The sequence below is a fragment of the Pseudomonas sp. B26(2017) genome (assembly GCF_002113045.1).
In the GTDB taxonomy this organism is placed as follows: Bacteria; Pseudomonadota; Gammaproteobacteria; order Pseudomonadales; family Pseudomonadaceae; genus Aquipseudomonas.
This window is the reverse complement of sequence record NZ_NEJJ01000001.1, coordinates 69,661-93,451: the sequence shown is the minus strand read 5'-3', so window position 1 is coordinate 93,451 and position 23,791 is coordinate 69,661. Positions and strand designations below refer to the sequence as shown.

Below are 23,791 nucleotides of genomic sequence, written 5' to 3'. Positions count from 1 at the left end.
GCATCAGCACACCATTTCGAAGGCGGCCAGCCGTGGTAGATAGTTATGTCGGCGCCAGCGAGGGGTTTCCAATGGTTTCTCGCGCAGCCAGCCGATTGACTATGCTCAATAGGCACACTTTAAGACGAGGGATGTATGGACGATCCAGTCGACAACAAGCCACCGACCTTCTGGCAGATGCTGCACAGCGTCATGGCAGCGGCGTTCGGGGTGCAGAGCGGCAAGAACCGGGCAAGGGACTTCACCCATGGAAAGCCCAGCCACTTCATCTTCCTGGGCATCGCGTTCACGGCGGTGTTCGCCCTGACGCTGTTCGGCATCGTGCAACTGGTGGTGCATCTGGCGGGCGTCTGATCTGCGTCAGTGCATCAGGGTCTGCAGGTTGAATGGATAGCGATACGAAACCGGACGGCCCTTCGCCGACAGTTTGCGAAAGTGCACGCCGTAGTCTGGCGAGGCGCCCATGGCAAGAATTCGGCGGGCATGATCCCTGTCGATCAGTTGTAACAAAGGAATCTGCCGGTCACGACCGCCATATTGGTTCAGATCGACGCCTTGCGCGTGATCGTGCAACTCGACAAGCGCCCAGCCGCCCAGAGTGAAATGGCCGCCGAGCAAGGCGCTCAAGCGCCCATCCACTACCGCCTGCAAAGCTTTGGCCGAGGTATTGACCGCGCTGAACAATACGTCCTTGCCCGGTACTTTGCCGGCCTCGGAAACGGCGCGCATCGCACCGAAGGCCATTTCATCGTTGGCCGCCCACACCAACGAAACGTCGGGATAGCGGACCAGCAACTGTCTGGCCTGCTCGTAGGCCCGTTGCTGCGTCCAGCCACCGTAGACCAGTTGTCGCAAACGCACCTGAGGGTGCTCGGCCAGCGCCCGCTGCATGCCCTTTTCGCGCAGTTGCGCCGAAGGGGTGATTTTCAGACCGGAAAAGGCCAGCAGATCAATGCTTTCACCGGGCGCCACGGGTGGATGCAAGCGAATCAGCTCCTTCATCATCAGATAGCCGCCCTCTTCATCGTTGGGCACCAGGCTGCCGATGTGATCAGCACGATCTGCCATCAGCGCCTTCTGGCTGGGTGTGAGTGCCGAGTTGACAATAAAGAGCTTCACGCCGCTGCCATTGGCCATGCGCAGGATCTGCGGCGCCACGTACTGTTCGTTGACGAACACCAGATAGTCCGGGCGATCTGGCCCTTGCAGGGCCAGGCGCGCCTGGGCCAGGGTCAGTTCGGGATTGCGCTGGGCGTAGAGAATGCGCAAGTCCACACCCAGGTCCCGGGCAGCGGCCTGCATGAACTGCGAGTAGCTGAGCCAGAACGTTTCCTGAGTCGAGCCCGGATTCAGGAACAGCACCGACTCCGCACGCGCGCAGGTAGCGAAAACCGCGCCGAACAGGAGCAGGCTGATGTGGAGAAGCTTGAACATGAAACATCCGGGCCCAGGGAAAAATGGCCGCGCATTATAGCCATTGATCGCCTGGCCTTTGGCGCTTGATCCCGCCTTTTGTCCGACAATCGTCGCAAGCGGGGCCCGGACGAGTCGTTTTACTGATGGCTGACCCAGAACACCGCTGTTCCAACGACCAGAATGATCAGGAACAGAATGGCCCATGCATCGACGCTGCTATCGCTTTTCCTTGCCTTGGTTGGGTTGCTCATTGCATCGCCTCTTGTCGGTTTTGTCGGTGATTGCAGAAAGACTCGACCACAGTTAAGACGATGATTGACCGCACGACAAATGTGGGTTAGTTGACAGTTATTCTCGTTAGGCGATTTGGTTCTTTCCATATACTCAAACATCACTTTTGCGCATAACTGCAAACGGGTATATTGCCCCGGCTCCGTCAAGGAGTGCGCGGCCGTGCGCGCAGAATTGCAGAGGAACCATCGGACTCCAGCAAGCGAAAACGCAGCGTTTTCCGAGTGGCCCAAGCCTGAGAACAGGACTTATATGTACGTATACGACGAGTACGATCAGCGGATCATCGAGGACCGCGTCAAGCAGTTCCGTGATCAGACCCGACGCTATCTGGCAGGTGAGCTGAGCGAAGAAGAATTCCGCCCCCTGCGCCTGCAAAATGGCCTGTATATCCAGCGTTTCGCGCCGATGTTGCGCGTGGCGGTGCCTTACGGCCAGCTGACTTCGCGTCAGATGCGCATGATGGCCAAAATCGCCCGCGACTATGACAAGGGCTACGCCCACATCAGTACGCGCCAGAACGTGCAGTTCAACTGGCCGGCGGTCGAAGACATCCCGGACATCCTCGCCGAGCTGGCCACCGTGCAGATGCACGCGATCCAGACCAGCGGCAACTGCCTGCGCAACGTCACCACCGACCAGTTCGCCGGTGTTGCGGCCGACGAATTGATCGACCCGCGTCCGTGGTGCGAAATCGTTCGTCAATGGACGACCTTCCATCCGGAATTCGCCTACCTGCCGCGCAAATTCAAGATCGCCGTCAACGGTTCGACCTCCGACCGTGCGGCCATCGAAGTCCACGACATCGGCCTTGAGCCAGTGCACAACGCGGCTGGCGAACTCGGTTTCCGCGTGCTGGTGGGCGGCGGTCTGGGTCGTACTCCGGTCGTAGGCGCGTTCATCAACGAGTTCCTGCCATGGCAGGACCTGCTGAGCTATCTCGACGCGATCCTGCGGGTCTACAACCGCTACGGCCGTCGTGACAACAAATACAAGGCGCGGATCAAGATCCTCGTCAAGGCGCTGACTCCGGAAGTCTTCGCCCAGAAAGTCGATGCCGAAATGGAACACCTGCGCGGCGGCCAGACCACTCTGACCGAAGCCGAAGTTCATCGCGTCGCCAAACACTTCGTCGACCCGGACTACAAGGCGCTGAGCAATCAGGACGCCGAACTGGCCGCTCTCGACAAAGAGCATCCGGGCTTCGCCCGCTGGCGCGCCCGCAACACCCTGGCGCACAAGAAGCCGGGCTACGTGGCCGTGACCCTGTCCCTGAAGCCGACCGGCGTTGCACCGGGCGACATCACCGACAAACAGCTCGACGCCGTCGCCGACCTGGCCGACCGCTACAGCTTTGGTCAATTGCGCACCTCCCACGAGCAGAACATCATTCTGGCCGACGTCGAGCAGAGCCAGCTGTTCACCCTGTGGGGCGAGCTGCGTGAAAGCGGCTTCGCCACGCCGAACATCGGCTTGCTGACCGACATCATCTGCTGCCCTGGCGGCGATTTCTGCTCTCTGGCCAACGCCAAGTCGATCCCGATTGCCGAATCGATCCAGCGCCGTTTCGACGACCTGGACTACCTGTTCGACATCGGTGAACTGGACCTGAACATCTCCGGTTGCATGAACGCCTGCGGTCACCACCATGTCGGCCACATCGGCATTCTGGGCGTGGACAAGAAAGGTGAAGAGTTCTACCAGGTTTCGCTCGGCGGCAGCGCCAGCCGTGACGCCAGCCTGGGCAAGATCCTCGGCCCGTCTTTCGCTCAGGAAGACATGCCGGACGTGATCTCCAAACTGATCGACGTGTACGTGGAACAACGCACCGAAGACGAGCGTTTCATCGACACCTACCAGCGTATTGGCATCGACCTCTTCAAGGAACGCGTCTATGCAGCGAATCATTAAGAACAACGAGGTCGTCGACGAGACCTGGCACCTGCTGCCCAAGGATTTCAACATCGACGAAATCAGCAACTGCGACGACCTGATCGTCCCGCTGCAGCTGTGGCGTGAGCACGCCCGCATGCTCAAGGCCCGCGACGGCGGTCTGGGTGTGTGGCTGGATGCCGACGAAGAAGCCGAGGAAATCGGTGACGACGTGAACGAGTTCCAGGTGATTGCCCTGAACTTCCCGGCCTTCACCGACGGTCGCAACTACTCCAACGCCCGCCTGCTGCGTGACCGTTACGGTTTCAAAGGCGAGCTGCGGGCCATCGGCGACGTGCTGCGCGATCAGCTGTTCTATATGCGCCGTTGCGGTTTCGATGCCTTCGCCCTGCGTGCGGACAAAGACCCGTACGACGCCCTTGAAAGCCTCAAGGACTTCTCGGTGACCTATCAGGCCGCCACTGACGAACCGCTGCCGCTGTTCCGTCGCCGTTGACCGTGTACCCGAGCCTGCAATCGCGGGCTCGGGTATTGCTGCTTATCCCTGCGTTTTTACCAATTCGTTCGATCCCGGCGTGACCGGCAAGCTCAGACCCGGATGCCTCGCCAGCGCCGCAATGGTCAACTGTTTACGCAGCTCCAGGCTGTCATTTCTGAAGTTGTCTAGAATCGTCGTCATTTGTTGGCTGGCGGCTTCACGAGACAGTCCGGCTTGCGCTTCCAGTCGCGCAAACGCTTGAGCGCTGCGATCGAACACGCTGGTAAATGCGTCCTGATGCGTCGTCAGCAAATACTCGGTCCAGAATTCCTGGCTGTTGACCCACTCAGAGAGTTGCGTCGTCTGCTCGGCCCTGACGACCTCCAGATACGCGTGATCGATCTGCGCATCGGTCACCTCGACATCCAGTGGCATATTCAGCTCCGTGGGTTGTGCAGGCAATGCCAGGCGCTGCGCCAGTCGTACCCGGTAAACAAGACTGATGTCCAGCGCCTGACGCTGGGTGAAGGTGCCTGCGCGGGAACGCCGCGCACTATCGATCAACGCCTGTTTTTCCACCTGCTGCAAACGAAACAGCCCCCGCAACAGGCGAACCAGATCGCCTTCCAGAGTCTGCGTGCCGGTGCGGGCCGCTGCCGCTGCCCGATAACACAGAACTCTGACTTCCAGATCGCTGAACAGTCCAGCAACGTTGGGCGCACTGAGCCAGCCTGCGCGGGCCATGCGAAACAGCGCACGACGCAACGAGTCGTCCTCGCAGGCAGCCTCCAGCACATTCCACACACGCTGGCCCAGCTGTTCGCGGGTTCGGGCAAAATCGGAGGTTTCACGCAGTTGCATGAGCACTTCAAAAAAATCCCGAGAGTCCGGATCAGCCGACAGTGACAACAGTACTTGCTTCGCCCGCTCAACCTCCACCGTCGGCAAGCCATTTACCCACGCGGTCCCTTCCCGACCTCCGGCCAACCGCGCGGCGCGGGCGTACTCGGTGGTGCTAACGCCCAGACTGATACCTTGTGACTGCTGGTACGCCGCGATGGCTTGCAAACTCTCTGTCGACAGCGGATTGCCGTCGATGGCGGTACCCCGGTTCAGTACAGCGCGAGAGTTGAACACTGATGGCGGGATATCGACGATCTGGTTATTGCGCAGATCGAGTGTTTCCAGATGCGCAAGCGCATCGGTTGCGGGCCATTCGCTAATGCCGGTGTTGCGCAGGTTCAGGTGACGCAGATTGCGCAGCGCCCTGATATCCGGAGTGCGCCCCAGGAGCGGGTTGAAACCCATATCCAGCGTACGCAGGTGCTGCTTGCTGGCCAGCTCCACAATCGTCTGCCCGGTAAGCCGGATGCGGTTGTTGCTCAAGTCCAGCCCCGTCAGCCCCGGCATGTCCCCGATCGCGAGAGGGATGCGTGTCAGTCCGTTCCCCGAAAGATTCAGCACCCGCAATCCGGGAAAGTTGTGCAGAAACCTGTTCAAACCTGCACTGGCGCCCACGCCGCTCATTTCCAGCGCGGTGATGTGGGCAAAGTCACCGACAAGGGTCGGCATCTCCCCTAACGGCACCGGATCGAGGGTCAGACTGTAGGTCGGATGCCCCGGATGCGACGCGTCGCGGGTTTCCTTGCGCCACGCGCGCAAAATGGCTTGCATTGCCCGGGCTTTGCTGTGGACTGGCACCTTGAGCCTGGGCCCTTCTTCATCCTGATAGTACGTATTGCGATGAGTCCAGCGCTCCAGGGTTTCCACCATCGTTCGGTATTGCTCGTGCAACCGCTCAAGCGATCTGATGGCCAGTACTTCATCGGTGCCCAGTGAGGTCACGAAACGTTTGATCTGTGCGGTTGATTGGCTCGGGTACAACTCCTGCGCCCGACGCACGAGCGCGGGCGCGGGGGAAATGCCAGGAGAAGAATGGCTTGAAGGTGCCGATTGCTCGACAGTGACCTGTTCGATCCGGGGATCTGCCAGCCCCATGGGTGAACGATAACTCGATCGCACCGGTGCAATTTCCAGCACCCTGGCGAAGGCTTCGCGCCGCTGCAGCGCCAATGCAGTGATTTTCTGTCGCAAGCCCGTGCCGTCAACTTGCGCGTCAACGCCGATGGCCTTGCGACTGTGGGTTGGAAGGCTTTCCCACAGCGCCTGGAAAAAATTCGCCCGGGTGCGTGCCGGATGACTGGACACGCTATTGTTACGCGGATCCTGGACCTGATAGCGCTCGGCATAGGCTTCGACAAGCACTTTGTGTGGGGCATCGTTCGGGCCAATGACGGCCCGCTGATCGGCGTACACTCCCCAATCCAGAATTTCGACAAATACATCATCAGGCCAGCCCGGCAAGTGGCTCAGGGTATCGAGTACCAGCATGTCTGCATCGCGCCCGCTGGCGGCGTCCAGGTATAACCCCTCGTACGCGCGGTTCAGTCGCTGTACCTGCTGATAGCGCCTGGCTTCCTCGGCCAGACGCAACGGTACGGTGTCGGATTCAAGCTGCGCCCACTCACGCGCATCGGCATGTTGCACCAGTTCGTCGGCAACACTGGCTGAAAGCCCTGGAAACGCCTTGATGATCGTCTCGCCTGCGGAAAGCTCACAGACATCGGTTCGCCGGAACAACCGCTCCAACATCGCCATGCGCATCCGCGGCGCCAGCCCGGCAATATGTTTACCCAATAACGCTATCTGGTTTTTCGACTCCACAGTGGCCGAACCCAGCAAGTGTGTGCGCTCACTGTCGTTGAGTGCCGCCAGAAGAGGCGTATAAAACTGACCGTTGCGCAGTGCATCCTCACTGATGCTCACCTGGCGTTCAGTCTTGTCTGCGCCATAGCGGGCCACTTCGTTTCCAGTAATGTCCTTCACAAGGATGCCCATATCCCGTGGCCAGCGACCTGCCGCTGTCAGCGAATAAAGTTGCAGATCGGCATCCGCCAATGAAGCAGACGCGGGCGTGTCAATTTGCGCCATGAACTCACTGACGTCGGAATCTGCACGAAACCGTCTGACCGAGTCTGTGAGCATCGCCATTGGCTTGCTGCGTTGGACAAATAACTTGCGCATGGCCGCCTGGCTGACTCCGCTGGCCGCAATGACTTGCAGGGCACGGATGTCCGAAATCCTGTCCTCGCGAAAACCCAGACGACGGAACAGGGTCAACGAACTCCAATCATGGGGCAGCTCGGAGTCATGACGCCAGGCGCCAGCTCCATTGGTCTCAAGCAACGGTGAATAACGCCCGGGCAAGTGCGGGTCATGGACCTCCCACAAACCGGTGCCGGTCACCGGACGCACCGCATACGCGTCGGGACCCAGCGGCAAATAGCGGTTGTCTGCACGCCATACCAGCCCTTGCGCATCCGCAGCAAAACTGCGCGGCAATGACTCGCGCTGACGGTAAGCCTTCATGTCCGGATTCCACAGGCGATAAGACATTGGGCCAACCTGAACGCGCCGAAGTCCCTGGATGAAACTCGACGAACGCACGACTTTGTAGGCTTTGCCGACAGCAAGACCGCCTGCGGCAAAACCCGCCATGAGGATCAGGTTTTCAAGCGTATCGAACAGACAATCGGTGGCATGTTCCTGGTCACCGTGGGCCCAACTGTCGATGCCTTCGTAGATCTGACCGAGCAACTGGATCCCGGCGACGGCACAAATGACCTCACCGAGAACCGGCACGAAGGACGCAAAGAACAACAGCGTATTCAGCCCGATGGCTTTATAGGAGTCCTGCCTGGCAAGGCGGGTTTTCTCATCTTCATCATCCGTCGGCACTACCAGCAGGCGAGTATCGGCCCGAACCTGCTCCGCGCGGTGCTGGAACATCGCGAGAAACAGGTTATCTCTTGCGTCCCCCTGGAGATCGATCCCATTCAGCGGAAGAAAGGTCGTGGAAACGGGGAACTGGTTCGGTCGGGCTTTCAACAGACGTACGTCGAGTCCCGTGAGGAAAACCGAGCGATCCTTCATCGGGATGAAGCGCATGAAAAAACTGCGAAACTGCGAGTTGCGTAAACGCCCGCTCAACTCGAGCTCGAACTTCTGGAAACTGGGGTACTCCTTGAGAGGATGATCGGGATCGCCAGGCATATAGATGACACAACGGTAATCGTCATCCGCATGTTCGCTGACCGGACCGATGAACATCGGGCCTTTGAGCTGTACTCCGAGAATTTCAAGGCTTTGATAACCCAGGGTGTTCTTGCCCAGCTTGATTGCAGGATTCGAGTTCCTCACCGATCCAAGCATCTGGTGAACATCGGAACTGATATGCCCGCGCATATAAGCGATGTGCCGTTCGACATCAAACTGATCCCTGGAATATGCAATAGCGGACTCCTGCAAACTTGCGATTTGACTGTCGCTGCCGAAGAACCCCTCAATATGTTTCTGGTATTGCTTGCCCAGATCCAGATACCGGCAAAGCCTGGCAAATTCGTGAGGCTGTATCGACAATACCTTATTGTTCCGTCCGGTTATCCGCTCCGGGATGTACAGCAAGGAACTCTCGTGATACGTGCTGGCCAGGGTTTCCGACAATTCGAAATTCTCGCAAGCCGCGGTCAACAAATCGCGATTGATGGGCAGCACCAGTTTTCTATGCAGCCCCAAGAGGCTCGACGCAGAGCGGACATGCTGAAATATCGCCCCTTCGACCTCAAAGGGTTCGCCCAGTTTCTCGGCCATGGCCTTGGCCAGCAGTGGCGTGCAAAAACTCTGAGGGGATTTCAGTGCGCGCAATTTTTCCCGCGCGGCGTGACGGGATTTGAAACTTTTCTTGAAACTTTCATAGAGATCGTTTCGAGCAGTTTCCGAAGACTCAAGCAACCAGTTCGGGATCTGCTTTTTATACAGGTCAAAAAAAACGCCCTGTTGAGCAGGCGTCATGACAGGCGTATTCGAATTACTTTTTTTAACATCCATGTTTAGCAACTTCATTTCTGAGAAGAGCGCTCAGAGTAAAGTTTCAGCTTCTTTCAATACAGCGCAATTAATTGATGAATCAACCGGCAAAACAACAACAATAGGCAACTATAAAATAACTATGTACCGCACTTTCTTCCGCTGAAAATGCAGCACGCCCGCGAGCCTGACAGCTCACGAGCGTGTGAAGTCTTTACCAGAAGCGTTGCTGAGTCAGACGGCTCCACCAGCTCAGCAACACGCGATCCACCGAACCGCTGGCCGCCATGCCGATACGTTCCTGCAGGCTTTTACGCTCGGCATAGTGCAGGTGATAGACCTCGGACTGTTTGGCACGCTCGGCCAGGTATTCGTCGCTGGTCTTGAGTTCGTCCACCAGTTGCTTGTCCAGCGCCGCGATACCGAGCCAGACTTCACCGGTGGCGACCTCGTCAATGGCCAGTTGCGGGCGATAACGGGCGACGAAGTTCTTGAACAGCTGGTGGGTGATGTCCAGGTCTTCCTGGAATTTCTCCCGGCCCTTCTCGGTGTTTTCGCCGAACACGGTCAGGGTGCGTTTGTATTCCCCGGCGGTCAGCACTTCGAAATCGATGTCATGCTTTTTCAGCAGGCGATTGACGTTGGGCAACTGCGCCACCACACCGATGGAGCCGAGAATCGCGAACGGCGCGCTGATGATCTTCTCGCCGATGCAGGCCATCATGTAACCACCGCTGGCCGCGACCTTGTCGATGCACACGGTCAACGGCACGCCGGCTTCACGGATGCGCGCCAGTTGCGACGACGCCAGACCGTAGCTGTGGACCATGCCGCCGCCGCTTTCCAGACGCAGGACCACTTCGTCCTTCGGTGTAGCCAGGGTCAGCAGCGCGGTGATTTCGTGACGCAGACTTTCGGTGGCCGAGGCCTTGATGTCGCCGTCGAAATCCAGCACGAACACCCGAGGCTTGGCGTCGGGTTTCTTCTTCTGTTTCTTCTCGGTTTTGGCCTGGCCCTTGCGCAAGGCCTTGAGCTGATCCTTGTCGAGCAGGGTCTGCTCCAGCCGCTCACGAAGGCCTTTATAGAAATCGTTGAGCTTGCTGACCTGCAACTGGCCCGCGGATTTACGCCGGCCCTTGCTGCGCAATGCAGCAAAACTCGCCAGCACCACCAGAATGGCGATGACCAGCGTCACGGTCTTGGCCAGGAAACTGGCGTATTCAGTCAAAAACTCCACAGTGACTCCTTCAAACGATGCGCGGTCGTGAAACCTGCGCGGGAATGGGCTCCAGCATACCCATGCACCGGCCCGTCGGCCAGCCGTGAAACCTCCGGCAACAAGGCTGGAACAGGCATTTCAAACAAGCGTATGTTTTTTCATTGACAGCTCACCGCCATCCCCATAACCTCGCCACAACCTTCAACGTACCGGGATGACGCGGACGTGGGCAGCATCTACTTGATTCGACATGGCCAGGCCTCCTTCGGTGCAGACGACTATGACGTCCTGTCGCCGACCGGTGTACGCCAGGCAGAAATCCTCGGCCGTCACCTCGCCGAACTCGGAATCAGCTTCGACCGCTGCCTGTCAGGCGATCTGCGCCGCCAGCAACACACGGCCAACAGCGCGCTGGAACAGTTCGCCGCCGTCGGTTTGCCGGTTCCGGTTCTGGAAATCGATTCGGCTTTCAACGAATTCGACGCCGACGCCGTGATCCGCGCCCTGCTCCCGGCCATGCTGCCCGAAGAGCCTGAAGCCCTGGAGATCCTGCGCAACGCCGCGCAAAACCGTGGCGAGTTCCAGCGCATCTTCGCCCTGATCATCGAACGCTGGCTCGCCGGCACCTACGACACACCGGGCCTGGAAAGCTGGCTGGCGTTCGTAGAGCGGGTACAGGCCGGGCTGCAGCGGATTCTCGAACAGGCCGACAACACCCAGAAAATTGCCGTGTTCACCTCCGGTGGCACGATCACCGCCCTGCTCCATCTCATCACTCAAATGCCTGCACGACAGGCCTTTGAACTGAATTGGCAAATCGTCAACACCTCGCTCAACCAGCTGAAGTTCCGCGGTCGCGAGGTGGCTTTGGCTTCCTTCAACAGTCATGCACACCTGCAACTGCTGAAGGCACCGGAACTCATCACGTTTCGCTGAGTCCGGATTACTGTGACCCTGCTGCAATCAACCAAAAAGGATCGAACCATGACCTCCGTAGCTGATGCCGTAAAAGCAATGCAAGCCAAGTTCAACCCAGCCGCCGCTGCCGGTCTGGATCTGGTCTTCGGTTTCAACATCACTGACGAAGACAAGCAATACGCCCTGATCGTCAAAGATGGCACCTGCGACATCCAGGAAGGCGAAAACCCGAACGCCAACTGCACGCTGGTGCTGGACAGCGAAACCCTCAAAGGTATCGTCAGCGGCGAAACCGACGGCATGCAGGCTTTCATGGGCGGCAAGCTGCGCGTTGAAGGCGACATGATGCTGTCGATGAAACTGTCCGAGCTGTTCCCGGCTTAAGACCGCAGCCCGTCTGCAAACAAATCCCGCCCCTGTGGCGGGATTTGTCGTTTCAGGCACTCAAACCGGCAAACGACGCCGCCAACTCAGTGCCCAAACCATTTAGGACAAGGCAGATCGTCGCCACTGCAACATTGGCTGACACAACGTTGATCTCGATCAGTGGCGCCCGCCACGCCAGTCTCTAACCTTGCGCCTCCATCGATTAGCCACGGACGGCTCACCGGGAGCCTGCGGCTGACCTTTTCAAGGAAGAGCAATCATGCGATCACTCAACATCATTCTTCTGTCATCGGCGTTCAACGGCCTGACTCAGCGTGCCTGGCTGGAACTGCGTCAGGCCGGGCATTCACCCAGCGTGGTGCTGTTCACCGACGAAACCGCCGTGTGCGAGCAGATCGAAAACAGCGGCGCTGATCTGGTGATCTGCCCGTTCCTCAAAGACCGTGTCCCTCACGCGCTGTGGAGCAACACCCAGCGTCCGGTGGTCATCATTCACCCCGGCATCGTCGGCGATCGCGGTGCCAGCGCACTGGACTGGGCGATCATGCGCGAGTTGCCATCCTGGGGCGTGACCGCTTTGCAAGCAGTAGAGGAAATGGACGCCGGCCCGGTCTGGGCCACCTGCGAATTCAACCTGCCGGCGGGCCTGCGCAAATCCGAGCTGTACAACGGCCGGGTCAGTGACGCGGCGATCCTTTGCATCCGCGAGGTGGTGGAAAAATTCATCGATGGCTTTGTGCCGGTGGCGCTGGATTACAACGATCCCAAGGTTCGCGGGCGCTTGCAGCCGAACATGAAACAGGACGACCGCACCTTCAGCTGGCACGACTGCTCGCGATTCATCAAACGCTGCATTGACGCGGCGGACGGCCAGCCTGGCGTGCTCGCCAGTCTCGCCGGCGGTCAGTATTACGTCTACGACGCGCATCTCGATCAGCGCACTGGCATTCCCGGCGAGATTCTCGCCGTGCACGACGACGCGGTATTGGTGGCCACCGGTGATCACAGCCTGTGGATCGGCTCGCTGCGACGCAAACCGCAACCGGGTGAAGAAACCTTCAAGCGTCCGGCGCGGCACGTGTTGGCCGGAAAACTGGCGAACGTGCCGGTGCTGGACTGGTCGGTCGCCAACGCGCCGTTCAGCGACGAAGCCTATCAACCCATCCGTTATCGCGAGTCCGGGCAGGTCGGCGAACTGACGCTGGAGTTCTACAACGGCGCCATGAGCACCGAGCAATGCCGGCGCATGGTCGAGGCGCTGCGCTGGGCCAAATCCCGCGACACTCAGGTGTTGTTGATCAAGGGCGGACGCGGCAGTTTTTCCAACGGCGTGCATTTGAATGTGATTCAGGCCGCCGAGGATCCGGGCGCCGAAGCCTGGGCCAATATCCAGGCCATCGATGATGTCTGCGAAGAATTGCTCAACGCGCGGCAACTGGTGGTCAGCGGGATCACCGGCAATGCTGGCGCCGGTGGTGTGATGCTGGCACTGGCGGCTGACATCGTGTTTGCCCGCGCCGACATCGTGCTCAATCCGCATTACAAGAGCATGGGACTGTATGGCTCGGAATACTGGACTTACAGCCTGCCCCGCGCCGTCGGCCCGGCGATGGCCGAACAACTGACCCAGGCCTGTCTGCCGGTCAGCGCTGCGCAGGCGCTGCAACTGGGCATGGTTCAGGAAATCGGCCCGCGCTGCCCGGACGAGTTTGGTTTGTGGTTGCTGCAACGGGCCAACAGTGTGCTGAGTGATCCGACTTATGCAGCGGTGCGGGAACGCAAGTTGCGGGTCGATCACGTGTTGATTCGTCAGTGTCGCGAAGCGGAGCTGCAAGAGATGCAGGAAGACATGCTGTACAACCGCAATCAGTTCGCCGAGAAGTGCCGGAATTTTGTGTATAAGCGCAAGACCTGCTGCACGCCGGCGCGGTTGGTGGAGGATTGGGCTCGAGTGCGGGAGGCTGAGTTGGCCGGTTAGTCCGCGGCGTCTGCTTTTTCCCTCACCCTGGCCCTCTCCCTCGGGCCGGTCCGGCGTTTCGGGAGGGTCAGGTTGAGGGCGCTTTTGCCTTACAATGCGCGCACCTCAACCACCGGCCCGCCCATGGACATCGACCTCGCCCGCACCTTTCTGGAAATCGTCCGCCACGGCAGCCTCGCCGCGGCGGCTGAAAAGCTGTTCGTCACCCAAACGGCAATCACCGCCCGAGTCCAGAAACTCGAAAGCCAGCTGGGCAGCACGCTGTTCGTGCGCAACCGCGCCGGTGCGCGGCTGACCGCCAACGGCGAGGCCTTCGTGGTCTATGCCAATCAACTGGTGCAGACCTGGGAAGCGGCGCGCCGCGACCTGCCCTTGCCCGAGGGTTATCACAACGTATTGCACATCGGTGGCGAGGTCAGTCTGTGCAACCCGCTGATGCTCAGTTGGGCCGCAGAACTGCGGGAGAAAATCCCCGGCCACGCCTTGCGTATGGATATTCGCGACGGCGAAAACCTGCTGCGTCAGCTCGAACTCGGGGTGCTCGATGCGGCACTGGTCTATCAACCGGAATACTGGCCGGGGCTGCAGGTCGAGCAGGTGCTGGAAGAGAAACTGATTCTGGTGACCACACCCGGCCGCCCTGCTCCCTACGTTTACATCGATTGGGGCCCGGACTTCCGCCGCCAGCACGACGCGGCGCTGCCGGAGAAGGCCAAGGCCGCCCTGAGCTTCAACCTCGGCCCGCTGGCCCTGCAGTACATTCTGGAGAACGGCGGCAGCGGCTATTTCCGCACCCGGGTGGTGCGCACTTATCTGGAAAGCGGCGCACTGGAGCCAGTGACCAAGGCCCCGGAATTCGGCTATCCGACCTACCTCGTCTACTCCCGCGACCGCGACTCGGCGATCCTGCAACAGGCATTCGATCTGCTGCGCGAAGTGATCAGGGCCGATGACGACTGGTCGCAGCGCTGGAACCCGTTGAGCTGACCGCCGCTATGTACCGGAGCATGGCACTTGTGACCTGAAGGTTGCCCCTGCACAAACGGCGGGATCGGCTAATCTGCCGGGATAACAAAAATATCCGCAGGTGACCGCAGTGAGGCAGACCACCGAGGCATTTCGCAGCCGCTACCGTGCGGCGATCCATCCCCGCTACAACCCGTGGCTGCACGGCGCGTTCGTGCTGCTGTTCGGCGTGCTGGCCATCGGCGCGTTCTGGAGCAGCGTGCAGCAGGTACGGCCGCTGGAATGGCTGACCGTGCCGCTGACCCTGCTGTTCTTCAATTTCGGCGTGTACATGGTGCACCGCCACCTCGGCCATCACAAAAAGAGCTTTGCGCGGATGTTCTACGCCCGGCATGCCGGCGATCATCACAGCTTCTTCACCCCCGGGCACATGACCTACGACGGCGCCCGCGACTGGCGGGTGATTCTGTTCCCCGCCTGGCTGATCGTGCTGCACACGCTGGCGATCACCCTGCCCCTGTGGTGGCTGTTCGCGCAGGTCAACAGCAACGTCGCCGGTCTGTTCGGCGGCTGCATGGTGCTCGGGTACCTGACCTATGAAGTGTTTCACGCCTGCGAGCATCTGCCGCCGCAGAACCCGTTGACCCGCCTGCCGTGGATCCGCCAGATGCGCCGCCTGCACGAACTGCATCACCGTCGCGAACGCATGCAGGAACGCAATTTCAATATCGTTTTTCCGCTGATGGATTACTTGTTCGGCACCCTCTACTGGGAGCCGGAAATCGCCCCTCTGACCGATTCGAGAATACCCATGACCCGCATGCAGCACACAGTCGACATCGCCGGCGACCCGATCGCCGTCCTCGCCTACGCCGCCACCGTCAGTCGCTGGCCGGAGTGGCACCCGTCTTCGCTGAAGATCGACGGCCCCAGCGGTGCGCTGCATGCCGGTGCGCGATTCGACGAGGACATCCATGCCGGCGGGCGTGAGGGGCATTTGCGCTGGGAAGTCACCGAGTACCTTCCCGGTCGGCGCTGGTGTGCCCGGGCACAGGGTGATCAGGGGCTGTCGTTGCTGCTGACCTATGAATGCTCGGCGCACAACGATGCCACGCGGTTCGTGCGCACCCTGGATTATCAGTTCGAAGGCATCGGCCTGCGCATTGCCAACCACCTGCTGCTCAAGCGTCGCATCGATCGCGAATCGGCGGCTTCGATGCTCGCCCTGCGTGACATGGCGACCCGGCACCTGTCTCTTGCGGGAGCCCACGTGTGAGATGGCGTTATCTGGTGTTGCTGCTGATTGTCGCGGTTCTGGCCTTTCTGCTGTTGCTGCCGACCAAGGTCGAGCCCGTGGCCTGGACGCCGCAACCGGCCCCCTCGCTGACCGAAGGCCAATACGCTGTCAACCAGCGGCTCAAGGGCGCAGCGCAAGTCGGCCCGAGCGACATCGAAGGCCCGGAAGCGCTGTTGCTGGAAAACAACTTTCTGATTACCGGCCTGCACGACGGTCGCCTGCTGCGCACCAGCCTCGACGGGCAGCAGCGCAAGGTGCTGGCGGATACCGGCGGACGGCCGCTGGGGCTGGCGCGGCATCCCAACGGTTTGCTGGTGATCGCTGACGGGGTCAAGGGTTTGCTGTCGCTCGACGCGCAGGGTCAGCTCGTGGCGCTGACCACCGAAGCCAATGGCCTGCCGTTCGGGTTTACCGATGACGTGGCCATCGACAAGTCCGGGCATTACGCCTATTTCAGTGATGCTTCGAGTCGTTGGGGCTACGGCCACGATGGCGAAGCGATCATCGAGCATGGCGGCGACGGACGCCTGCTGCGTTACGACTTCCAGACCGGCAAGACTGTCGTGCTGCTCGACAGACTGGAGTTCGCCAATGGCGTGACCCTCGGCCCGGATGACGCCTATGTGCTGGTCAACGAAACCGGCGCCTACCGCATCAGCCGCTATTGGCTGACCGGGCCCAAGGCCGGCACCCACGACCTGTTCATCGACAACCTGCCGGGGCTGCCGGACAACCTCGCATTCAATGGCCGCGATCGTTTCTGGGTGGCGCTGTACACGCCGCGCAATCCACTGCTGGATCGCACGGCTGAACACCCGTTCGTGCGCAAGATGATCGTCCGGGCCATGACCGTGCTGCCCAAACCGGTGGAGAAACGCGGGTTTGTCCTGGGGCTGGATCTGGACGGCAAGGTGATCGCCAATCTGCAGGACGCCAGTGCCGGCAATTACTCGCCGATCACCACGGCGCGCGAGTATGGCGAGTGGTTGTATTTCGGCTCGCTGAAGGCCACGCACATGGCGCGATTGCCTCTCGAGGCAGCCTTGAAGTGAGGCGATGGCAGCCGGTCAGTTACTGGATCGATCAAACTTGTCCGGATCTTCATCCTCCGGCATTTCCTCGCTCTTGCGTTCCTCTTCAGGATTACGGACGGTGTGCGCCGGACTATTGGGCTCGGGATGCGTGGGAACCGGGTCGAATGCGCCCTGCTCTTCACTAGGAAATTTTGGATCTTTCATAAGGCACCTCGCTGAGAGTCGCTATGTGAAGACTCTTAACATTCGAGGTGCCCGTCGGGGCTGTTGTTCCAGTCGTTTCACCACCGAGGGCCGGTGGCGCGACTGACGGTCAGGATCGAACCTGTAATTGCTCGACGATCCTGTCTTTGACCTGCAAGCGTTTCTCTTTGAGTTTCTTCAGGGTGTCGTCGCTGGGTGCATCCGAGGTCGCCGTCTCGGCCTTGACGACTTCGGCGTCCGCCAGGAAATACTTGTTGATCAGTGCATCCAGATGTGGATCCGCGGTGCGTCGTTGCTGGATCTCTTCCTTTGTCAGTTTCAAATCCTGTAACAAATCATGGGTCACCGGCATGGAACACCTCCGTCAATTGATCGGCAGCCAACGCGTTCGATTGCGCTGGCCAGGTATCAGAATGGCCTCGGTTGACCGGTTCTGTCGACCTCCTGTCAGACCAGCGGTGCCCGTTCGTCGCCCTTTCGCAAATGCGATAAAACCTTTTGTCGGCGATTTCCCTCCATTGAATAACGCTCACAAAAACCTGCGTGGAGTAATACCAATGGACGGATTCAAACTGCGTCATCTTTTTCTGGCCGTGGCTTTGAGCACCGGCATGGGCTCGGCCTTCGCCGCCACCGATAACGACTTCGTAGATAACGCCGCGGCCGGTGGCATCGCTGAAATCGAAACCAGCCGCCTGGCGCTGGAAAAAAGCCAGTCGGCCGACATCAAGGCCTTCGCCAACATGATGATCACCGACCATGGCAAGGCCAATGATGAGCTGGCGACGATTGCCAAGGCCAACGACATTGAAGTGCCAGACACTACGACGCTGGTCAAGCAGGCCAAGGAAAAGATCCTGGACATGCGCGATGAATCCTTCGATGCGGCGTACGCCAACAATCAGGTCAAGGCCCACGAAGAAACCATCGAGCTTTTCAAGAAACAAGCCAACACCGTGACTGACGACAAGGTCAAAGGCGCCACTGAACTCAAGGCCTTTGCGCAGAAAATGTTGCCGGGTCTGGAGAAACACCTGGCGGCCGCCAAAGAGCTGCAGGCCAAACACCCCAGCAAGTAACCGCCAGATACGCAAAGAGGCCGCCTCCATTGGACGCGGCCTCTTTGCGTTGAGGTCTTGTTGCGCGCAAAATGCCAGCATTCGCCGTCACGCCGACTAAAGTTACCGGTGCGTTCCATGCGGCAGATCTAAAATATCCTCGCGGGTACGAACAACTATTTCGAATGGCCAAGGTCATTCACTTCGCGCCGGTCATTTATCGAAGAGCCGGCCCCCAATTCGCAATGGAGCAACATCTACATGGCAGCACTGCAGAACAGCACACTTGATGCGATGAAAAACAAACAGGCACAACTGCTGGGCGAATGGATCAAAGGGCTGCAAGACAGCGGCGCCACCCGCAATCTCAAGGAACACGACGTGCAGCAGCAGACCAGCGAGTTCCTGCAACTGGTGGTCAGCGGACTGGAAAACGACAACGCCACCAACATCGCCGCACCGGGCTGGGAGGCTACCCGCCAGTTCCTCGAAAAGCTGTCTCACAGTCGTGCCCTGCTCGGTCAGGATTCACAACAGACCGCCAGTTTCATCTTCGCCCTCAAAGGTCCGCTATTCGCTTTGCTGCAAAGCCATTACCGTGAACAGCCGGCGCTGCTCGCCGAACAGCTCTGGGAAATCTCCGAACTGCTCGACGCCTTCGGCCTGCACACCATCCGCACCTTCCAGAAATCCCGTGAAGCGGTAATCAAGCGTCAGCAGGAAGAACTGCTGGAGCTGTCCACCCCGGTGGTCAAGCTGTGGGAAGGCGTGCTCGCGCTGCCGATGATCGGCACCCTCGACTCGCAACGCACCCAGGTCGTGATGGAGTCGCTGCTGCAACGCATCGTCGACACCGGTTCGGAAATCGCCATCATCGACATCACTGGCGTGCCGACCGTCGACACCCTTGTGGCCCAGCACCTGCTGAAAACCGTCACTGCGATCCGCCTGATGGGCGCCGATTGCATCATCAGCGGCGTGCGTCCGCAGATCGCCCAGACCATCGTCCACCTGGGCCTCGACCTGCAAGGCGTGGTGACCAAAGCCAATCTGGCCGATGCCTTGAAACTGGCGCTGACCCGTCTGGGTACCACCCTCACCAAGACGGTTTGATCAATGGAACGTATCCCGATTCTTCAGATGGGCGACTTCCTGCTGGTGACCATTCAGGTCGACATGCATGACCAACTCGCCCTCACCCTGCAGGACGACTTGTCCGAGCGCATCAGCAAAACCTCGGCCCGTGGGGTGCTGATCGATATCTCGGCGCTGGACATGGTCGATTCGTTCATCGGCCGGATGATCGGCACCATTTCCGGCCTGTCGAAAATCATGGACGCCGAAACCATGCTGGTCGGCATGCAACCGGCGGTGGCGATCACCCTGGTCGAGCTCGGCCTGAACCTGCCAGGCGTCAGCACCGCGCTGAACGTCGAGCGCGGAATGAAACTGTTGCAGGAACGAGTACGCCAGCAATGACCGTGCGCAGCAGCGGTACCCAACCGATTCACATCGAGCAGGACGTGGTGCTGGCCCGGCAACAGGCACGCAAACTGGCCACCGAATGCGGCATGCGCCTGATCGACCTGACCAAACTGGTGACCGCGGTCAGCGAGCTGGCGCGCAACACCATGGTCTACGGCGGTGGCGGCGACATGGACTGGCAGATCCTCGACGACAACCACAAGGTCGGCCTGCGTCTGACTTTTCGCGATGAAGGCCCGGGCATTGCCGACATCAAACTGGCGATGACCGACGGCTGGACGTCCGGCAGCGGCCTCGGCCTGGGATTGACCGGAGCCAAGCGACTGGTCGACGAATTCGAACTGGACACCGCGCCCGGTAAAGGCACCCGGATAACAATCACCCGATGGACATGAATTTCAGCGGGAGTCTGACCCGAGTGCTGCTCCTTGAAGACAGCAGCCAGATCGGCCATGCCCGGCGCACGGCGCAGCAACTCGCCGAGCAGCATGGCTTCGATGAGCGCGATGCCGGACGTGTTGCGCTGGTGGCCACGGAACTGGCGAGCAACGTGCTCAAGCATGCGACACACGGTGAATTGCACCTGCGCGTGTTGAAGCGCGTCGAGGGTTTCGGCCTCGAAATGCTCGCGGTCGACCGCGCCGGTGGCTTCGATCTCGATGCGTGCATGGCCGATGGTTTTTCCACGGGCGGCACTCAGGGGATCGGCCTCGGCGCGGTGTCGCGCCAGACCGAAGTGTTTGATGTGTATGCCGACGCTCGGGGCGCCGTATTGCTGGCACGGCTGTATCCACGCAGTGATCGGCAGCCGGATCTGCGCTTCGGCGTCAGTCAGCATTCACTGCACAACGACCCGGCATGTGGAGATGTGTGGCATCTGGCGTTCAACGGGCCGGATATCAGCGCCCTGATCATCGACGGCCTGGGCCATGGCGAAGACGCCGAGCGCGCCGGCCGCGCCGGAGAAAAAGCCTTCGCCCTGAACCCCTTCGGCTCCCCGGTGCCGCTGATGGAGGACCTGCACCGGGAAATGATCGGCACCCGTGGCGGCGCGGTGGCGTTTGCGCAGTTCCATGGCCAGCGCGCCAGCCTGACCTATGCCGGTGTCGGCAACATCGGTGCCAGCCTGGTGACGGCCGACAAGTCCCGCGGACTGGCCTCGCACCCCGGAATCGTCGGCGGCCAGTACCGAAAAGCCCAGCCCTTTGACTATGCTCACGTGAACGGACATCTATTGATCATGTACAGCGATGGCTTGCAGTCCCGTTGGAATCTACAAGACTATCCCGGCCTGGTGCATCGTCATCCTGCCGTGATAGCCACCGTCCTGCACCGCGACTTCTGTCGCGGGCGCGACGATGTAACGGTGCTGGTCATTGCCCTGGAGGCCGCCCATGGCTGAGTCGCCGACCTTGAACAGCGCCGAACAGGCTGCGTTGATCGCCCGGTTGCAGAGCGAAACGGCGGCACTGCGTGACGAACTCGACGAAACCAATCAGGGCGTGCTCGCCCTGTACGCCGAACTCGATACCCAGGCCGAACAACTGCGTCAGGCCTCCGACCTGAAAAGCCGCTTCCTGTCGTACATGAGCCACGAGTTCCGCACCCCGCTGGGTTCGATTCTGAGCATCAACAGCCTGTTGGCCGACGAACTCGACGGCCCACTCAGCCCGGAGCAACACAAGCAGGTGGCGTTTGTCAGCAGCGCCGCCCGGGAACTCAGCGACATGGTCGATGACCTGCTCGATTTGGCCAAGATCGAGGCCGGACGCATCAACATTTCCCCGGCGTGGTTCGACATGTTCGATCTGTTCGCCGCCTTGCGGGGAATGTTCCGGCCGATTGTCGACGCCACGGCGGTGGACCTGATTTTCGAAGAACCCGTGGGCCTGCCGCGACTCTTCACGGATGACAAGAAGCTGGCGCAAATCCTGCGCAACTTCATTTCCAACTCGCTGAAATTCACCACCCGTGGCGAAGTCCGGATCTCGGCGCGCCTCGAAGGCCAGGACAAAGTGCGATTCGCGGTCAGCGACACCGGCATCGGTATCGCCCCTGAATTGCACGGCACCTTGTTCGAAGATTTTTCACAGGTCGACTCACCGCTGCAAAAGCGCCTGCGCGGCACCGGGCTCGGCTTGTCCCTGTGCAAGCGCTTCGCCGAATTGCTCGGTGGTGAGGTCGGTGTCGAGAGTACACCGGGCGTGGGCTCAAGCTTTTTCGTGATCATTCCGTTGGCGATCGCCCAGGAGAACGTCGATGAAACATGACATCCGTCTGTTGATCGTCGATGACAACGTCGCCACTCGCTATGCCTTGCGCCGGCGCCTGGAGCGCCACGGTTACGAAGTGCTCGAAGCCGGCACCGGCGGCGAAGGTCTGGCGTTGATCGCCAGTGAACCGCTCGATGCGCTGATTCTCGACGTCAACCTGCCGGACATGAGCGGTTTCGACATCGTCCGTGAACTGCGCTCCGACTCTCGCACTGCCCTGCTCCCGGTGATCCATGTGTCGGCCGCGTCGATCCAGACCGGCGACATCATCACCGGCCTCGACGCCGGAGCCGATGCCTATCTGATTCACCCGGTCGATCCCGATGTGCTGCTGGCAACGTTGCGCACCCTGCTGCGAGTACGCGACACGGAGAGTGCGTTGCGTGAAAGCGAGGCGCGTTTTCGCGAGATTTTCGTCAATGTCTCGGCTCCGATTGCGGTACTCGATGCCGAACTCAAGGTCCACGAGTGCAATCACGCCTTCTCCCAACTGATCCAGGACAACCTCGACTCCGAGGGACTCAACGAGTGTTTCGCTGACGATCAAGGTGCGATCCTTCGCGAGTTGCGCCTGCGTCTGGTGGACGGCGAGCGCTGGAAAGGCACGCTGAACATGCGCGTGCAGGGCGAGATCCGCGAGACCGAGTGGCAGATTTCACCCTATCGCACCCCGAAGCTGAGCCTGGTGTTCGTCGAAGACGTCACCGAGCACCGTCATCGCGAACGCTCGCACCTGGCTCAGTTGGACGACACCACCACGCAACTGGCCAAGGAAGTCGCCGACCGGGTACGCGCCGAATCGCAACTGCTGCAAGTGCAGAAGATGGATGCGCTGGGCAAACTCACCGGCGGCATCGCCCATGACTTCAACAACCTGCTGACCGGGATCATCACCAGTCTTGAGCTGATCCAGAAACGCGTCGCCGATGCCCGTCCGGACAAGGTCCGGTTCTACGCCGAAGCGGCTCTGAACTCGGCCATGAGTGCGGCCTCGCTCACCCATCGTTTGCTGGCCTTCGCCCGGCAACAGCCGCTCGACACTCGGCCGGTGGACATCAACGAGCACGTTCGTTCGCTCGAAGAATTACTGGTGCGCACCATCGGTGAACGCATCGCCCTCAAGCTGGAGCTGACCACCAAACCGGCGATTGCACTGGTTGACCCGATCCAGCTGGAAAGCGCGGTGCTCAACCTGGTGATCAATGCCCGGGACGCGTTGCCTCAGGGCGGCAATATCTGGGTCAGCACCTACGCGGCGTACTCCCACGGTGATCCGAACCTCACCGACGGTTCCTACGTAGCGCTGTCGGTGCGCGATGACGGCACCGGTATCGAGCACAGTTTGATCGACAAGGTATTCGAGCCGTTTTTCACCACCAAACCGCTGGGCCAGGGCACCGGGCTGGGACTGTCGACGATCTACGGTTTCGCCCGCCAGTCAGGCGGCGATGCGCACATCCGCAGTGTGGCGCGGCGCGGCACCGAAGTGACGATCATGTTGCCAGCCAGCAACGACCCGACCGCCGTCGATGTGCCCATCCCGACGATTGATGCCAGAGGCAGCGGCGAACACGTGCTGATCGTCGAAGACATGCCGGGCGTGCGACTGTTCGTCACCGAGGTACTGGAGGACGCCGGTTACCGCTGCACCCAGGCCGGCGATATCGAAACCGCGCTGGAGTGCTTGCAGAACGATCCATCGATCAATCTGCTGCTGACCGACGTCGGCCTGCCGCGCATGAGCGGCCGCGAACTGGCGGACGTTGCCCGGGGCTGGCGCGAAGGGTTGCCGATCCTGTTCATGACGGGTTACGCGGAAACGGCGATCAACCGCCAGGTGTTCCTCGGGGCTGGCATGGAGATGTTGGTCAAACCGTTCCACATCAGTGAATTGCTGGACAAGGTGCGCCGCACGCTCGACGGCGCCTGATACGCCGCCATCGCGGGCAAGCCCGCTTCCACAGTCTT

21 protein-coding genes are annotated in these 23,791 nt (G+C 60.2%); 16 read left to right on the top strand and 5 right to left on the bottom strand.

Features of this window, described 5'->3' with window-relative positions; all coding sequences use genetic code 11:
• Positions 1–135: 135 nt before the first annotated feature.
• Complete coding sequence (locus CAF79_RS00375) at positions 136–354, top strand: DUF2970 domain-containing protein (RefSeq protein ID WP_007959515.1); 219 nt, start codon at positions 136–138, stop codon at positions 352–354.
• Between the two features lie 6 nt (positions 355–360).
• Here the strand turns inward: CAF79_RS00375 and CAF79_RS00370 are convergent, their stop codons facing one another.
• Positions 361–1,434 (bottom strand): ABC transporter substrate-binding protein, encoded by a 1,074-nt coding sequence (locus CAF79_RS00370; protein ID WP_085695923.1) that lies wholly within the window; start codon positions 1,432–1,434, stop codon positions 361–363.
• Positions 1,435–1,959: 525 nt separating this feature from the next.
• On the opposite strand from CAF79_RS00370, the gene CAF79_RS00365 reads away from it, so the two are divergent.
• Together CAF79_RS00365 and CAF79_RS00360 are read left to right on the top strand one after the other, a co-directional pair.
• Complete coding sequence (locus CAF79_RS00365) at positions 1,960–3,618, top strand: nitrite/sulfite reductase (protein ID WP_085695922.1); 1,659 nt, start codon at positions 1,960–1,962, stop codon at positions 3,616–3,618.
• Positions 3,602–4,096, top strand: coding sequence for a DUF934 domain-containing protein (locus CAF79_RS00360; protein ID WP_007959510.1), 495 nt, complete (start codon positions 3,602–3,604; stop codon positions 4,094–4,096). Before CAF79_RS00365 ends, CAF79_RS00360 begins: the two co-directional genes overlap by 17 nt.
• A gap of 42 nt (positions 4,097–4,138) precedes the next feature.
• Here CAF79_RS00360 and CAF79_RS00355 read toward each other — a convergent pair whose 3' ends face one another.
• Complete coding sequence (locus CAF79_RS00355; RefSeq protein WP_170929674.1) at positions 4,139–9,025, bottom strand: dermonecrotic toxin domain-containing protein; 4,887 nt, start codon at positions 9,023–9,025, stop codon at positions 4,139–4,141.
• Between the two features lie 193 nt (positions 9,026–9,218).
• The gene (gene sohB / locus CAF79_RS00350) at positions 9,219–10,241 is read right to left on the bottom strand and encodes a protease SohB (RefSeq protein ID WP_085695920.1); all 1,023 of its coding nucleotides are present in this window, start codon (positions 10,239–10,241) and stop codon (positions 9,219–9,221) included.
• A gap of 207 nt (positions 10,242–10,448) precedes the next feature.
• Here sohB and CAF79_RS00345 point away from each other — a divergent pair, with 207 nt between their 5' ends.
• The 6 genes from CAF79_RS00345 (at position 10,449) to CAF79_RS00320 (ending at position 16,821) form a co-directional block, all read left to right on the top strand.
• On the top strand, positions 10,449–11,159 hold the full coding sequence (locus CAF79_RS00345) for a histidine phosphatase family protein (protein ID WP_085695919.1): 711 nt from the start codon (positions 10,449–10,451) through the stop codon (positions 11,157–11,159).
• 48 nt (positions 11,160–11,207) lie between these two features.
• The gene (locus CAF79_RS00340; RefSeq protein WP_085695918.1) at positions 11,208–11,525 is read left to right on the top strand and encodes an SCP2 sterol-binding domain-containing protein; all 318 of its coding nucleotides are present in this window, start codon (positions 11,208–11,210) and stop codon (positions 11,523–11,525) included.
• Positions 11,526–11,787: 262 nt separating this feature from the next.
• On the top strand, positions 11,788–13,506 hold the full coding sequence (locus CAF79_RS00335) for a hydrogenase maturation protein (RefSeq protein WP_085695917.1): 1,719 nt from the start codon (positions 11,788–11,790) through the stop codon (positions 13,504–13,506).
• A gap of 123 nt (positions 13,507–13,629) precedes the next feature.
• Positions 13,630–14,493 (top strand): LysR family transcriptional regulator, encoded by an 864-nt coding sequence (locus CAF79_RS00330; RefSeq protein WP_085610473.1) that lies wholly within the window; start codon positions 13,630–13,632, stop codon positions 14,491–14,493.
• 109 nt (positions 14,494–14,602) lie between these two features.
• A complete protein-coding gene (locus CAF79_RS00325; protein WP_085695916.1) occupies positions 14,603–15,748 on the top strand; it encodes a sterol desaturase family protein in 1,146 nt (381 codons plus the stop codon).
• Positions 15,745–16,821 (top strand): SMP-30/gluconolactonase/LRE family protein, encoded by a 1,077-nt coding sequence (locus tag CAF79_RS00320; RefSeq protein WP_085695915.1) that lies wholly within the window; start codon positions 15,745–15,747, stop codon positions 16,819–16,821. Before CAF79_RS00325 ends, CAF79_RS00320 begins: the two co-directional genes overlap by 4 nt.
• 15 nt (positions 16,822–16,836) lie before the next feature.
• On the opposite strand, the gene CAF79_RS29050 is transcribed toward CAF79_RS00320, so the two are convergent.
• Positions 16,837–17,007 (bottom strand): hypothetical protein, encoded by a 171-nt coding sequence (locus tag CAF79_RS29050; RefSeq protein ID WP_170929673.1) that lies wholly within the window; start codon positions 17,005–17,007, stop codon positions 16,837–16,839.
• A 109-nt stretch (positions 17,008–17,116) separates the two neighbouring features.
• The gene (locus CAF79_RS00315; protein WP_085695914.1) at positions 17,117–17,359 is read right to left on the bottom strand and encodes a DUF465 domain-containing protein; all 243 of its coding nucleotides are present in this window, start codon (positions 17,357–17,359) and stop codon (positions 17,117–17,119) included.
• 205 nt (positions 17,360–17,564) lie between these two features.
• On the opposite strand from CAF79_RS00315, the gene CAF79_RS00310 reads away from it, so the two are divergent.
• From CAF79_RS00310 to CAF79_RS00280, 7 genes are all read left to right on the top strand, one after another.
• Positions 17,565–18,086 carry a DUF4142 domain-containing protein gene (locus CAF79_RS00310; RefSeq protein ID WP_085695913.1) on the top strand — a complete coding sequence of 174 codons (522 nt, stop codon included), beginning with the start codon at positions 17,565–17,567 and terminating at the stop codon, positions 18,084–18,086.
• Between the two features lie 240 nt (positions 18,087–18,326).
• On the top strand, positions 18,327–19,178 hold the full coding sequence (locus CAF79_RS00305; RefSeq protein WP_085695912.1) for an STAS domain-containing protein: 852 nt from the start codon (positions 18,327–18,329) through the stop codon (positions 19,176–19,178).
• A gap of 3 nt (positions 19,179–19,181) precedes the next feature.
• A complete protein-coding gene (locus CAF79_RS00300; protein WP_007959463.1) occupies positions 19,182–19,544 on the top strand; it encodes an STAS domain-containing protein in 363 nt (120 codons plus the stop codon).
• Positions 19,541–19,945, top strand: coding sequence for an anti-sigma regulatory factor (locus CAF79_RS00295; protein ID WP_085695911.1), 405 nt, complete (start codon positions 19,541–19,543; stop codon positions 19,943–19,945). Before CAF79_RS00300 ends, CAF79_RS00295 begins: the two co-directional genes overlap by 4 nt.
• Positions 19,942–20,952 carry an ATP-binding protein gene (locus CAF79_RS00290; RefSeq protein ID WP_085696435.1) on the top strand — a complete coding sequence of 337 codons (1,011 nt, stop codon included), beginning with the start codon at positions 19,942–19,944 and terminating at the stop codon, positions 20,950–20,952. The genes CAF79_RS00295 and CAF79_RS00290 overlap by 4 nt, the downstream gene beginning before the upstream one ends.
• The gene (locus CAF79_RS00285; RefSeq protein WP_085695910.1) at positions 20,945–21,820 is read left to right on the top strand and encodes a sensor histidine kinase KdpD; all 876 of its coding nucleotides are present in this window, start codon (positions 20,945–20,947) and stop codon (positions 21,818–21,820) included. The genes CAF79_RS00290 and CAF79_RS00285 overlap by 8 nt, the downstream gene beginning before the upstream one ends.
• Positions 21,810–23,753, top strand: a complete 1,944-nt coding sequence (locus CAF79_RS00280) for a response regulator (RefSeq protein ID WP_085695909.1) — start codon at positions 21,810–21,812, stop codon at positions 23,751–23,753. Before CAF79_RS00285 ends, CAF79_RS00280 begins: the two co-directional genes overlap by 11 nt.
• Positions 23,754–23,791 lie beyond the last annotated feature (38 nt).